This is a genomic window from Streptomyces sp. NPDC043861, assembly GCF_056435905.1.
This window is the reverse complement of the sequence record NZ_JBWKDP010000002.1, coordinates 457,034-470,186: the sequence shown is the minus strand read 5'-3', so window position 1 is coordinate 470,186 and position 13,153 is coordinate 457,034. Positions and strand designations below refer to the sequence as shown.

Annotated in this window: 14 protein-coding genes and 2 tRNA genes; 15 read left to right on the top strand and 1 reads right to left on the bottom strand. The window is 69.8% G+C overall.

Annotated elements, in window-relative coordinates:
- Nucleotides 1–97: 97 nt before the first annotated feature.
- The 6 genes from AC068D_RS06670 to AC068D_RS06645 all read left to right on the top strand — a co-directional run bounded on the left by AC068D_RS06670 (nucleotide 98) and on the right by AC068D_RS06645 (nucleotide 6,518).
- Nucleotides 98–1,309: a glycosyltransferase family 2 protein gene (locus AC068D_RS06670; protein WP_478821848.1), complete on the top strand. Its 1,212-nt coding sequence runs from the start codon at nucleotides 98–100 to the stop codon at nucleotides 1,307–1,309.
- 80 nt (nucleotides 1,310–1,389) lie between these two features.
- Nucleotides 1,390–2,496, top strand: coding sequence for a glutamate 5-kinase (gene proB / locus AC068D_RS06665; RefSeq protein ID WP_478822033.1), 1,107 nt, complete (start codon nucleotides 1,390–1,392; stop codon nucleotides 2,494–2,496).
- A 157-nt stretch (nucleotides 2,497–2,653) separates the two neighbouring features.
- Entirely contained in the window at nucleotides 2,654–3,217 is a 564-nt protein-coding gene (locus AC068D_RS06660; protein WP_478821847.1) for a hypothetical protein, read from the top strand.
- Between the two features lie 133 nt (nucleotides 3,218–3,350).
- Complete coding sequence (locus AC068D_RS06655) at nucleotides 3,351–4,634, top strand: glutamate-5-semialdehyde dehydrogenase (RefSeq protein WP_478821846.1); 1,284 nt, start codon at nucleotides 3,351–3,353, stop codon at nucleotides 4,632–4,634.
- A 66-nt stretch (nucleotides 4,635–4,700) separates the two neighbouring features.
- Nucleotides 4,701–5,309, top strand: a complete 609-nt coding sequence (locus AC068D_RS06650; protein WP_478821845.1) for an SCO2584 family spore wall biosynthesis protein — start codon at nucleotides 4,701–4,703, stop codon at nucleotides 5,307–5,309.
- A gap of 78 nt (nucleotides 5,310–5,387) precedes the next feature.
- A complete protein-coding gene (locus AC068D_RS06645) occupies nucleotides 5,388–6,518 on the top strand; it encodes an SCO2583 family membrane protein (RefSeq protein WP_478821844.1) in 1,131 nt (376 codons plus the stop codon).
- Here AC068D_RS06645 and AC068D_RS06640 read toward each other — a convergent pair.
- Nucleotides 6,503–7,606, bottom strand: coding sequence for a M48 family metallopeptidase (locus AC068D_RS06640; protein WP_478821843.1), 1,104 nt, complete (start codon nucleotides 7,604–7,606; stop codon nucleotides 6,503–6,505). The two genes, AC068D_RS06645 and AC068D_RS06640, sit on opposite strands and share 16 nt — an antisense overlap.
- A gap of 258 nt (nucleotides 7,607–7,864) precedes the next feature.
- On the opposite strand from AC068D_RS06640, the gene AC068D_RS06635 reads away from it, so the two are divergent.
- The 9 genes from AC068D_RS06635 to AC068D_RS06595 all read left to right on the top strand — a co-directional run bounded on the left by AC068D_RS06635 (nucleotide 7,865) and on the right by AC068D_RS06595 (nucleotide 13,096).
- Nucleotides 7,865–8,026 carry a hypothetical protein gene (locus AC068D_RS06635; RefSeq protein ID WP_385570934.1) on the top strand — a complete coding sequence of 54 codons (162 nt, stop codon included), beginning with the start codon at nucleotides 7,865–7,867 and terminating at the stop codon, nucleotides 8,024–8,026.
- 44 nt (nucleotides 8,027–8,070) lie between these two features.
- Entirely contained in the window at nucleotides 8,071–8,688 is a 618-nt protein-coding gene (gene nadD / locus AC068D_RS06630; RefSeq protein ID WP_478822032.1) for a nicotinate-nucleotide adenylyltransferase, read from the top strand.
- A gap of 19 nt (nucleotides 8,689–8,707) precedes the next feature.
- The gene (locus tag AC068D_RS06625) at nucleotides 8,708–10,504 is read left to right on the top strand and encodes an LCP family protein (RefSeq protein WP_478821842.1); all 1,797 of its coding nucleotides are present in this window, start codon (nucleotides 8,708–8,710) and stop codon (nucleotides 10,502–10,504) included.
- Nucleotides 10,505–10,879: 375 nt separating this feature from the next.
- The gene (rsfS, locus tag AC068D_RS06620) at nucleotides 10,880–11,320 is read left to right on the top strand and encodes a ribosome silencing factor (protein ID WP_478822031.1); all 441 of its coding nucleotides are present in this window, start codon (nucleotides 10,880–10,882) and stop codon (nucleotides 11,318–11,320) included.
- Complete coding sequence (locus AC068D_RS06615) at nucleotides 11,317–11,976, top strand: histidine phosphatase family protein (protein WP_478822030.1); 660 nt, start codon at nucleotides 11,317–11,319, stop codon at nucleotides 11,974–11,976. Before rsfS ends, AC068D_RS06615 begins: the two co-directional genes overlap by 4 nt.
- 196 nt (nucleotides 11,977–12,172) lie before the next feature.
- Nucleotides 12,173–12,245: transfer RNA gene (locus AC068D_RS06610), tRNA-Ala, on the top strand.
- A gap of 152 nt (nucleotides 12,246–12,397) precedes the next feature.
- Nucleotides 12,398–12,562 (top strand): hypothetical protein, encoded by a 165-nt coding sequence (locus AC068D_RS06605; protein WP_478821841.1) that lies wholly within the window; start codon nucleotides 12,398–12,400, stop codon nucleotides 12,560–12,562.
- 3 nt (nucleotides 12,563–12,565) lie between these two features.
- Nucleotides 12,566–12,799 (top strand): hypothetical protein, encoded by a 234-nt coding sequence (locus AC068D_RS06600; protein WP_026277450.1) that lies wholly within the window; start codon nucleotides 12,566–12,568, stop codon nucleotides 12,797–12,799.
- A gap of 224 nt (nucleotides 12,800–13,023) precedes the next feature.
- Nucleotides 13,024–13,096, top strand: a tRNA-Ala gene (locus AC068D_RS06595).
- The last annotated feature ends 57 nt before the right edge of the window (nucleotides 13,097–13,153 follow it).

Genomic DNA, 13,153 nt, shown 5'->3' with positions numbered 1-13,153 from the left:
ACCTGCGCAGCACGGCCCGTAAGTGCCTCCGACCGGGGCTCGCTTACGGGCCGTTGCGCGTGCCGCCCCCTCCGCCGACAGATCCGATGCGCACGATATGCGAATGTCGGACAGCCTCGCCGGGACACCGCCCTGCCCCGACGTCAGCGTGATCATCGGCGCCTACGAGGCGATGCCCTATCTCGTGAAGTGCCTCGATTCGGTCGCGGCCCAGACACTGGTGCCCGGGCGGATCGAGATCATCGCCGTCGACGACGGCTCGACGGACGGGACGGCGAAACACCTGGAGGACTTCGCGGCCCGGACCCGGATCCCCATGCGCGTGGTGCACCAGCCCAACTCCGGCGGAGCCGGCGGCCCCCGCAACACCGGTCTCGCCATGGCCCGCGGCCGCTATGTCTTCTTCCTCGATGCCGACGACTTCCTGGGCGAGGAAGCGCTGGAGCTGATGGTCGCCATGGGCGACCGGGCCGGCACGGACGTCGTCCTCGGCAAGGTCGCCGGCGTCAACCGCAACGTCGCCCAGTCGATGTTCGCGCGCACCGTGGAACGGGCCGACATCTACACCTCCAACGTCAGATTCACGCTGAGCGCGCAGAAACTCTTCCGGCGCGCACTGCTCGTACGGCACGGCATGAGGTTCGACGAGTCCCTGCGCACCGGCGAGGACGCGCTGTTCACCATGGAGGCGTATCTGCGGGGAGCGGGGGTGTCGGTCGTCGCCGACCGCACCTGCTACTACCTCGTGGGCCGGGAGGACGGCAAACACCTGACGAAAACCGTCGGCTACGAACCCCGCTTCGAGTCGGCGGGCGCCCTGATGCGGCTGATCGCCGCGCATGTGCGGCCGGGCAGACGCCGCGACCTGCTGATGGTCAGGCCGTTCAGAGTCACCCTGCTGCCGCAGTTCGGCCCGATCGTCCTGCGCCAGCCGGAGAAGTGTCTGAAGCACAAGATGGACCTGGTGGCCCCGCTGATGGCCGCGTACTGGACTCCCGGAGTGGCGCGCAGGCTCAAGGCGGAGGAGCGGCTGCGGCTCATCTGCGCCTGGCTCGGCCGCCCCGATCTGCTGCGCAGCGTGCTCGACTTCGCCAGCGCCGGGGGCGAGCCGGAGCTCGTGCGCCGCCGCGGGCGGACCTACCTCGCGTATCCGCACTTCGACGACCCGGAGGCCGGCGTTCCCGTCTCGGCGTACGAGGTGACCGTGACGGAGCGGATCGGCGGGCGGTGGATCGAGCCGCGTGTGCCGTTCCCGAGGCGGGTCGCGCGCAGGGTGCTCCGGGCGGCCGGAACCATGTCCAGCGGTTGAAATGACCGAGCACGGAGGACATGGCCTGACATAGATTCGCCCATGTGACAGGTGCAAGGCAGACAGTGGCAAGGTCGTACGTGACGCAGGCCCGCAGGATCGTCGTCAAGGTGGGCTCGTCCTCGCTCACCACGGCCGCCGGAGGTCTCGACGCGGACCGCGTGGACGCCCTCGTCGACGTACTCGCCAAGGTCCGCAGCGGTGGCGAGAAGGAGATAGTGCTGGTCTCCAGCGGCGCCATCGCCGCCGGGCTCGCACCGCTCGGACTTGCCCGCAGACCCAAGGACCTGGCCCGTCAGCAGGCCGCCGCCAGCGTCGGCCAGGGGCTTCTCGTCGCCCGCTACACCGCCTCCTTCGCCCGCTACGGCATCAGGGTCGGCCAGGTGCTTCTCACCTCCGACGACACCAGCCGCCGCGCCCACTACCGCAATGCGTACCGCACCCTCGACCAGCTTCTCGCCATGGGCGCGGTTCCCGTCGTCAACGAGAACGACACCGTCGCCACGGACGAGATCCGCTTCGGCGACAACGACCGGCTCGCCGCCCTCGTCGCCCATCTGGTGCGGGCCGATCTGCTGGTCCTCCTCTCCGACGTGGACGGCCTCTACGACGGGGACCCGAGCAGGCCCGGCACCTCCCGGATCGCGGAGGTCAGCGGTCCCGCCGACCTGGAGGGCGTTTCGATCGGCTCGGCGGGCAAGGCCGGTGTCGGCACGGGCGGGATGGTCACCAAGGTGGAAGCGGCCCGGATCGCCGCGGCCGCGGGAGTTCCCGTCGTCCTCACCTCCGCCAGCAGGGCCGCCGACGCCCTCGCCGGACGGGACACCGGCACCTATTTCCGACGCACGGGCCGACGCTCCGCCGACCGGCTGCTGTGGCTGGCACACGCCTCGACACCGCAGGGATCGCTCACGCTCGACGACGGCGCCGTGCACGCCGTCGTCGAGGGGCGGAAGTCGCTGCTGCCCGCCGGAATCGCCGCCGTGGAGGGCGAGTTCAGCGCAGGTGACCCGGTCGAACTGCGCGACTCCGAGGGCCGGCCCGTCGCGCGCGGACTCGTCAACTTCGACGCAAAGGAGATCCCCCTGCTGCTCGGCCGCTCCACCCGGGAGCTGGCCAAGGAGCTCGGCCCCGCCTATGAGCGAGAGGTCGTACACAGGGACGACCTCGTCGTCCTGCATCCCTGACCCCACCCCTGAAACGGCTGAAACTCCCGCCCTCCGGCAAGGACCTTCACCAAAACCGCCCCACGTCCCGTCCGGGACTGGTCAACTTTGTGGGGGGGACTTTGTCACGGGGACAAGGCGGGGTTCGGCACCACAACGCATCAACAGGAGGCCGCCGGTGAGACGAGCGCGCCCAGGGGCGGCGCCCCGAGGGACAGGGGGCACTACCCGCACCCGCAGGGCCGTGGGGGACCAACGCGCCCTCACCAGCGTGGACGCGGGCGCCCACGTCGAGGACGACTTCGACGAGGAAGGCGGCGACGGCCGGACCGGTGTGTCCGGAACGTCGGACGCGCACAGGCCGGACGTGGACGCCGACTCCTACGGCAGGGACCGCGTGGTCTCCAGACTCTGGCACATCACCCTGTGCGTCTCCGGCGCGGAGGCCCCGCTGAAGGAGGTCAGGCGCGGGCTGGAACAGCTCGCCCACGACCACCCGTTCCTGCTGACCAGCCGGTATGCGAACGACCACGCCGAGATCCGCTACTGGGAAGAGGCCAGGGACCTGCACGACGCCGCCGCGGTCGCCCTGCGCCTGTGGGGTGAGCACCGCTCCAGCGCCAAGCTGCCGCCGTGGGAGATCGTCGGTCTCGAGGTCATCGACCGCGAGACCTACCACCAGCGCATCGCGGAGGGCTACGGTCCGCCGCCGGCCGCGCCCGTCGGCGTTCACCCGTTCTGAGGCCTGCGCCTGCGCTCGGAGAGCGCAACGGACCCTCCGGGCGAGCCGTTCCGGGTCTCGCGCCGGGGCCCGGCCCGTCTCGCAGTGCGGAATACGTGCGGGATGCGCGCAGACCGGGCATTACCCTGCGGGCATGACCTCGCTCTCGCCGTACGACAACCTCACCCCGGTCACCCGCGCCGCCTACCGGTCCCGCGCCGCCGCCGCCGAGATCGCGCCACTTCCGCGCTCGGTGAAGGACGACGCCCTGCTGGCGATCGCGGACGCCCTGGAGGTCCGCACGGCGGAGATCGTCAAGGCAAACGCCGAGGACGTGGCCCGGGCCCGCGAGGCCGGCACCAGCGAGTCCGTCATCGACCGGCTCACCCTCACGCCGGAGCGGGTCCGCGCCATCGCCGCCGATGTCCGCGACGTCGCCGCGCTGCCCGACCCCGTCGGCGAGGTCGTCCGTGGCTCGACCCTGCCCAACGGCATCGACCTGCGTCAGGTCCGCGTGCCCCTGGGCGTCGTCGGCATCATCTACGAGGCCCGCCCGAACGTCACCGTGGACGCCGCCGCGCTCTGCCTGAAGTCCGGGAACGCCGTTCTGCTCCGTGGATCCTCCTCGGCGTACTCGTCCAACACCGCCCTGGTGACCGTCCTGCGCGACGCCGTGGGAGGCGCGGGGCTCCCCGCGGACGCCGTGCAGCTCGTCCCCGGCGAGAGCCGCGACTCGGTCCGCGAGCTGATGCGCGCCCGCGGCCTGGTCGACGTCCTCATCCCGCGCGGTGGTGCCTCACTCATCCGGACCGTCGTCGAGGAGTCCACCGTCCCGGTCATCGAGACCGGCACCGGCAACTGCCATGTCTACGTCGATGCCCAGGCTGACCTCGACATGGCCATCGACATTCTGATCAACTCGAAGGCCCAGCGACCCAGCGTCTGCAACGCCGCCGAGACCCTCCTCGTCCACCAGGACATCGCCGCCGCCTTCCTGCCCAGGGCCCTGGACGCCCTCGCCGAGGCCGGTGTGACCGTCCATGCCGACGACAGGATCCTGGCCCTCGCCGAGGGCACCCAGGCCGTGGTGGTCGAGGCGACGGCCGAGGACTGGGAGACCGAGTACCTCTCCTACGACATTGCCGCCGCCGTCGTCGACTCCCTCGACAAGGCCGTCGAACACATCCGCCTCTGGTCCTCCGGCCACACCGAGGCCATCGTCACCACCTCCCAGGCGGCGGCCCGGAGATTCACCCAGTTGGTCGACTCCACGACCGTCGCCGTGAACGCGTCCACCCGTTTCACCGACGGTGGTCAGTTCGGTTTCGGCGCGGAGATCGGCATCTCCACGCAGAAGCTGCACGCCCGTGGCCCGATGGGCCTGCCCGAGCTGACCTCGACGAAGTACATCGTCACCGGCGACGGTCACACCCGGTGACCGAGGAGTGCGGGCAGTTGCCCGTACTCCCTGCCCAAAACCCCCGCCCAGGTCTACCCTGAAGACGTGCCGGACGACGTGGGGGGCAGGCCGTTCCCGGACGGCTGGGAGCCTGACGACGACCGCGGAGGCGCGGACCAGGACTTCGCCTCCGTGGTGTTCGACGAGGACTTCGTACGGGCCGCCGAGATCCATGAGCCGAGCGCCGTGGAACGCCTGCTGGCCGCCGCGCAGGCGCGCGCCGAGGCCGAGGCGGCCCGCGCCCGGGCAGGAGCGGGCCCCGCGGACGACGAGCTCTACGACGACGGCTACGGCCCGGGCAGCGCTTTCGGGCACGGGCACCACGACGCGTACGACCCGGTCGACCGCGCCGCACGGGACCTGGACCCCTACGGCCCGCACGGCGGCACTTTGCGCCCCTACCGCGGAGCTGCCCGCTGGCACCGTCCCGTCGCCTGGATACTTGCCCTCCTGATGGGCATCGGGATGGTCGCTCTCGCCTTCACAGCCGTCTACCGGGGCGCCGCGGCCAACCGCCAGGACCGTGTCCCTCCACCGGCCACCACCGGCGTCGACGGCCCCGCCGAGACCGCCGCCCCGGACCGGGTGGCCAGTCCTTCCGCCTCCGCGGAGTACTCCGCACCCCCTGCCTCCGCGGCGCCCCGCACCCCTTGAGGGAAAGCGTGAGCGCTTGTCAGAACTTGTCGCCCGGCCCCGCGTTTACGTCTGCTGCCACAGACCTACTCTGAAGATATGGCAGGGCGTGGAGACCCACCTGAGGGGACACCCGAGGGGCTCCCCGGCGGAGGTGAGGACGAATACCGGTCCGTCGTCTTTGACGAATCGTTCATCCGTGCTGCCCGCCTCCAGGAGTTCTCCGCCCAGGAGCGGATGGGCGACCACGCCCCGGCCGTCCGGAGCCGTCCGGGCTGGCGGGCCAGGGCCGGGTCCAAGCCGTTCCTGCTGGTCCTGCTGATCGCCCTCGCCTTCGGCACCGCGATCTACATGGGCGTCCGCCACCCGTATCAGCCCTCGGCCCGGCCGGCCGAGCCGCTGCGGACCACCCTGATCCCCCTCGCCCCCAAGGACCCCGTGCCCGGTGGGGATCCAGCCGGGCTGTACGCACGCAGCCCAGCCGCCGAATTCCGGATCGGGGCCGCCGGAATCACTCTCCCGGCCGCCCACCGGACCAGAAATTTCTCCGAGGGCCAGGTCATGACCGCGCTGACCATCGCCAAGGACTACCTCGTGGAGTCCTCGCTCGATCCCGACGTACTCAGCGGCGCCACGGTACGGCCGGTGCGGGTGCTGCTCGATCCGGACCAGCTGGAACAGTTCAACCGGTCCATGAGCGACTCCGCGGACGACGGGCAGCACGCGGCGACGGGCTGGCTGGTGCGCTTCGACCCGGCGCGAGTGGCCCTCGCCGACCCGGAGGTGCGGGTCCAGGGCACACTCCGCGTCATTGACGCCGGCCCCGACGCCCTCGAAGTGATCTCGGACCACACCTTCGCCTATGCGCTGCGACCAGCGACAGCAGCCGGATCGGGACAGCAGACCGGTGCGGGGGCCGCCGCCTCGGCCGACGGGCAGAGCGCCGACGACGCCTCCCTGTTCACCGTCCGTCGTGAGCTGCACTTCCGCTTCGACCGCGACGATCTGCGCACCCACCGCGCCGAGCTGGTCGTCAGCTCACTGCAGGCCGGGCCCATGGCCTGCTCGGCCGATGCATCCGGCGCCCTCCAGCCGCTGCTGGCCGGCCGGCGGGCGGCCGACGACGGCCCGGCCGGCACCGACCCGTACGAGACGGGGCGGGCCGCCGCCGCTCTCTGCGGTGTTCTCGCGCCCAGCGCTCAGCCGTCCCCGGCTCAGCCCGGGCCCTGAGCTCCGGCGTCCTTCCCGCCGCCTTCGGACGGTCGGCTGCCGTTGCCTCCGGAGCCACCCGTACCGGTGGCGCCCGTGAACTTGTCGCGCAGCCGGCCGCCCAGGTCGCCCGCGCCTCCGGCTATGTCGCCGACCAGCTTCATCAACGGATCCTTGCTGGTCCGCACGGACTCGGCGTAGTGCGAGGCCGACTCGCGGAAGGAGTCCGTGACCGAGGTGTCCTTGTCCTCCGTGCGGCGGGGGTAGTGACCGTCCATGATCCGCTGGTAGTCGCGGCTCTCGGCCCACTTCTTCAGCTCGGCCGCCCGCACCGTGGTGAAGGGGTGCGTGCGCGGAAGTACATTCAGGATCTTCAGCACGGAGTCACGGAGGTCGCCCCCGGCCTCGTACTCCTCGGCCTGCTCCAGGAACGCGTCCACGTTCATCTCGTGCAGATGGTTGCCACCGGCAATCTTCATCAGTCCGCGCATCGACGCCTGCAGATCCTGGCCCACCAGCAGCCCCGCCCTGTCGGCCGAGAGTTCCGACTTCCGGAACCACTCGCGCAGTGCGGTCACGATCGCCATGATCGCGACGTTGCCGAGGGGGATCCAGGCGACCTTGAGCGCCAGATTGGTGAGGAAGAGAAGAATCGTGCGGTAGACCGAGTGGCCCGAGAGGGCGTGCCCCACCTCGTGTCCGACGACCGCCCGCATCTCCTCCTCGTCGAGCAGCTCCACCAGTCCGGTGGTCACGACGATGATCGGCTCGTCGAGGCCGATGCACATGGCATTGGGCTTCGGGTCCTGCGTGACGTACATCGGCGGGACCTTCTCCAGGTCCAGGATGTAACAGGCGTCTCGCAGCATGGCGTTGAGGTGGGCGAACTGGGCATCGCTCACCCGCACGGAATCGGAGAGGAAGAGCAGCCGCAGACTTCGCTCGGGCAGCAGCCCGCTCAGCGCCTTGAAGACGGTGTCGAAGCCGGTGAGCTTGCGCAGGGCGACCAGCGCGGAGCGGTCCGCGGGGTGTTCGTACGCCCGCGAGGAGATGCCCGGGAAGCGCGTTCGCTCCCTGCTCGGTACCTTCTCGGAACTGCTGTCGGCCATCGGAAGCCCCCTGTTTCTACGAGTTCTGACCCGTCCCCCTGACAGACCCCAGACTAGGCGCTGGGGTTGCGGCGTCGTGGGGCCTGTGGACAACTGTGCCGGTGCTGCCGCCGCGCCCGGCGTGGCGCGCACCGCGACCGCCGCGGACAGCGGCGACGAAAGCGACAACGACTGAGTCGGCGTGAGCGTGCCCGCACCTCCCGCATACGATGTGCGCGAAGTCTCCCTCCGACTCCGATCGAGAAGGTCCTGCAGAAGATGAGTCTCGCCAGCACCGCCGCCAACCTGGTCACTCTCGCCGAGGGCGCCGAGCACGGTGGCAACCACGAAAGCCTCAGCCCCTACCTCACCGGTTTCGGCGCATTCGGTGCGCTGCTTCTGCTGCTGTGGATCACCACCCGCTTCAACCGCGACCGCTGATACCGGGCCGGACGGCCGTGCCAGTAGGCTCTGCACGCATGGGTATGGGACAGCAGGAACTGCCTACCAGGGGCGGCAAGCGCCGACTCGGCGTCATGGGCGGGACATTCGACCCGATCCACCATGGACACCTGGTGGCGGCCAGTGAGGTGGCCGCCCTGTTCCACCTCGACGAGGTGGTGTTCGTGCCGACCGGGCAGCCGTGGCAGAAGAGCCACAAGGTGGTCTCCCCGGCCGAGGACCGCTATCTGATGACGGTCATCGCCACGGCGTCCAACCCGCAGTTCTCCGTCAGCCGCATCGACATCGACCGCGGTGGTCCCACCTACACGATCGACACGCTGCGGGACCTCCGGGCTCTCAACAGCGACTCGGATCTCTTCTTCATCACCGGGGCCGACGCGCTCGCGCAGATCCTCACCTGGCGGGATGCAGAGGAGCTCTTCTCGCTCGCCCACTTCATCGGTGTCACCCGGCCCGGCCATGACCTGACCGACGACGGACTGCCCAAGGGCGGCGTCTCCCTGGTGGAGGTGCCGGCCCTGGCCATCTCGTCCACCGACTGCCGGGCGAGGGTCGCGCAGGGAGACCCCGTCTGGTACCTGGTGCCGGACGGTGTGGTGCGCTACATCGACAAGCGCCAGTTGTACCGCGGCGAATGAGCCACGGAGAGGGGCACCGGTGAACGACCAGCAGAACCCGTACGACCCGTACTACTCGCAGCAGCCGCAGATCATCGGCTACGACGAGTACGGGCAGCCGGTCTACCAGCAGCCTCAGCACTCCCAGCAGCCGAACGACCACGATCCGTACGTTCAGCAGCAGCAGTTCCAGCAGCAGCAGTTCCAGCAACAGGCCCATCAGCAGGGATACGGATACGACCCGTACGCCCAGCCGCAGGAGCCCCAGGGCTACGGCTCCTACCCGCAGCAGAGCCCCCAGCCCCAGCAGCCTCCGCAGGCCCAGCAGCCCCCTCAGGCACCGCAGGGCTACGGCTACGAGGGCTACGACGGCTACGGCTACGACACGGGCCGGCAAGCCGCCGTCGACACCACCGGGCAATGGAGCATCCCCGCACAGCAGACCGCGCCCGAGGAGGCGACTCAGGCTCCGGGCGCCCCGCGCACCGAGTCCGAGCGGGCCGCCGTGCCGGGGCAGCGGCGCGCCGCCCCGGAGGCCCCGGACCGTCGCGAGGGCGGACCGCGGACCGGCACCGACCGCGAGTACCGGACCGAGCAGTTCTCGTTCATCGAAGAGCCGGACGAGGACTCAGAGGACGTCATCGACTGGCTCAAGTTCACCGAGAGCCGCTCCGAGCGTCGTGAGGAGGCCAAGCGCCGGGGCCGCAACAGGCTGGTCGCGTTCGTCGTCGTCCTGGCCCTCGCAGCCGTGGGCGGTGTCGGCTACCTCTGGTACACCGGCAAACTCCCCGGCACCTCGAGCTCCGGCAGCACCCAGAACACCGCCTCGGGGCCGCAGAAGCGCGACATCATCGTGCTGCACCTGCACAACACCAAGAAGAGCGGTACCTCCACCGCTCTCCTCGTCGACAACGAGACCACCGGGCAGGGCACCACCGTCCTCCTCCCGAACTCGCTGTCCGTCGCCAATGACGAAGGCGTCGCCACCACACTCGGAAAGTCCGTCGACGAGGACGGCTCCACCGGGACCCGTGAGTCGATCGGCACACTGCTCGGAGCCAGGATCACCGGCACCTGGCGGCTCGACACCCCCTATCTGGAGAACCTCGTCGAGCTCGTCGGCGGTGTCGACATCAACACCAACGCCGACGTACCCGGTGCCAAGAAGGGCGAGGCGCCGCTGGTGAAGAAGGGCGAGAACCAGACCCTCAACGGCCGGATGGCCGTCGGCTACGCCACCCACCGGGGCACCGGTGAGGCCGAGGCGGAGCAGCTCCAGCGTTTCGGCCAGGTGATGTACGGGGTGCTGCGGAAGATCTCGAGTGATCCCAAGGGCGCCACGGTGACCGTGGAGACGCTGGCTCAGATCCTGGACCCCTCGCTGCCCGAGAAGGACCTGGGAGCCTCGCTCGCCAAGCTCTCGGAGCATGCCAAGGGCGGTGACTACAAGACCGCCCTGCTGCCCGTCCAGCAGGACGGAACGCTCAGCCAGGCGGCGAGCGACAGTGTCGTCAAGGACATCCTCGGCGGCAAGATCAGCGCTCCCGAGCAGGGCGCGGCGGTGCGGGTGGGCGTGCGCAACGCCTCCGGTAACGCCGACGCCACGGAAGCGGCCCGGATCGTCCTGGTCAACGGCGGCTACGCGTTCGTCGACGCGGGCAAGGCCGATACGGCCTCGTCCTCGCAGGTCATCTATGGTGACGCGGCTCAGAAGGCAAAGGCCGTGGAGGTCGCCAAGACCCTGGGGCTGCCGGACAGCGCGGTCAAGAAGGGCAAGGCCGCGGCGAATGCCGACGTCACGGTCCTGCTCGGCAGCGATTACAAGATCAAGAGGTAGTGCCCCGCTCCGCCGCGGGACCGGGCAGCGACCGCGCGGACCGGGTGGCGACTGCCGGTGCCGGGCCGGTGCCTCGGACGCGGTGTCCGTGGTGCCGGCGCAGGAAGTCCGGTGCGGTGATCGCCTGCTCCGCGGCGCCCGGTGGCGGGCGCCGGGCGGTGCGTCGCGCAGTCGATCCGGCGCTGCGGGTGCGGACCCTTGAGCACGGGCACGGCATGCCACGGCCGGGTCCACGCGGTCCGCGCCGGGCGGGATCCACAGGGTCCGCTCCGCACGCCGTTCCCGGTGCCGAGGCGCCGGGAATCAATGCCTGCGTGTGCTGTCGGCGGTCCGTGAGACCCTGGAGGGGTCTTGACCGCCGACGAAAGCCTGCTTGTGACCGCTACGGACCGCTCCCTCGAGCTCGTCAACGCCGCCGCCCAGGCGGCCGCCGACCGACTCGCGCACGACATCATCGCTTACGACGTCAGCGATGTGCTCTCGATCACCGACGCTTTTCTGCTCGCCTCCGCCCCCAATGACCGCCAGGTCAAGTCGATCGTCGACGAGATCGAGGAGCGGCTTCTCAAGGAGCTCGGCGCCAAGCCCGTGCGCCGCGAGGGCGACCGCGACGCGCGCTGGATCCTCCTCGACTACGTCGACATCGTCGTGCACGTCCAGCACAGCGAGGAGCGGGTCTTCTACGCGCTCGAGCGGCTGTGGAAGGACTGCCCCGAGCTCCCGCTCCCCGAGGACGCCGTCAAGACCCGCGGCAAGGCCGAGGAGCACGCAAGGCTCGTCGGCGACGGCATCGGGACGGACGGTGAGCTGAGCTGAGCGGCACTGACACGCGCAAGGGCAGGGACCGTCGCATCGTCCTGTGGCGGCACGGCCAGACCGCCTGGAATCTGGAGCGCCGCTTCCAGGGCTCGACGGACATAGAACTGACCGAGGACGGCCTCGGTCAGGCCCGCAGGGCCGCCCGCCTCCTCGCCTCGCTGAAGCCGGACGCGATCATCGCCTCCGATCTGAAGCGGGCGGTCGTCACGGCACACCAGCTCTCGTCGATCACCGGCCATGAGGTCGCCTTCGACTCCGCGCTGCGTGAGACCTATGCCGGCGTCTGGCAGGGCCTCACGCACGACGAGATCGTCGAGCGGTACGGCGAGGAGTACGCCGCGTGGAAGCGGGGCGAGCCCGTGCGTCGTGGCGGGGGCGAACTCGAGACCGAGGTCGCAGACCGGGCCGCTCCCGTCGTGCTGGACCATGCCGAGAAGCTGCCCGTCGGCGGCACGCTCGTCGTGGTGAGCCACGGCGGCACGATCCGGACCACGATCGGCCGGCTGCTCGGCCTCGAGGCGCACCACTGGGAGGGCCTGGGCGGGCTCTCCAACTGCTGCTGGTCCGTGCTCGGCGAAGGCGCCCGCGGCTGGCGGCTGCTCGAGCACAATGCGGGCACCCTTCCCGAGCCGGTCCTCGGCGACGACGACTGACGACCGCTGCAGCGAGAGGCCGACGGGCATCCGTCCGGCGGCCCCGCCTGTGCTGCGGACCTCCGGAGCATCGCAGGAGCGGCAGGTGATCCCTTCCCGACCGCGCCCGGCGGCCGCGGACCGGCCGGATTTCACTTTCCGGCTGGTCACAGGCTAAGGTTCTTCTTGTTCGCAGCGCGGAGCGCGAAGGACACAAGGGGCTATAGCTCAGTTGGTAGAGCGCTTGCATGGCATGCAAGAGGTCAGGAGTTCAATTCTCCTTAGCTCCACAGGTTTCACACCAGGATCCCGTCCCCCACCAGGGGCGGGATTTCTGCGTTTCCGCCGGTCCGGTGCGCCGACGGCACTGACCCTCTTGCGGCGTCATGGCAGAATCGGGACGGCCGGAGGGGGACGACGGCCCGGACGGGAGGGAGAGGCGATGCCCGGAAGCAGCATCGAGGAGGGTGATGACCTGCTCGCCGCTGCGGAGGCAAACGTTCGCCTCAACTGTCCCTCCTGCGGTTCGGCGCATGTTGCCCAAGTGCTCGGCGACAACGGAGGTATCTCGTACGTGTGCACGGCCTGCGGCCACAGCTGGAGCTGAATGATGGGTGCACACAGGCGGAAGTGCGACTGGTGCGGCAGCGGTACGCCGATCGTCCGCGACATGGACCCCGTCAACCCTGAGTACCAGTACTGGTGCGAGGAGTGCGCTCGGGCGCTGATCATAAAGGGCGACCCCATCGAGACGTACCGCGAACTCGAAGGGGAGCCGATCTACGGTCGGCTGCTCGACGAGCACTGCACTCTCAAACGCTTCTACTCGTTCGCGACGGCCTGAGCAGCCGCCACGTATCTGTCCGTTCACGGACTGAGCGCCGCCCTGTATGCACCTGTATGTCCGCCCGTCGATCCGCCCGCACATCCGCTCGCTCTCCTGACCTGAAACGGGCTCTACGGGGCGAGTCGGTGCAGACCGAAAACGATTTGGTGAACCACCGGGGGGACCGTGTAATGTTCCTTCTGTCGCCGCGGGGGGAACCCGAACGGGGCGACACACAGCAAGGGGCTATAGCTCAGTTGGTAGAGCGCTTGCATGGCATGCAAGAGGTCAGGAGTTCAATTCTCCTTAGCTCCACAGCAGCTCGGTAAGAGCACACGAAAGAGGGCCATCCGATCCGGATGGCCCTCTTTC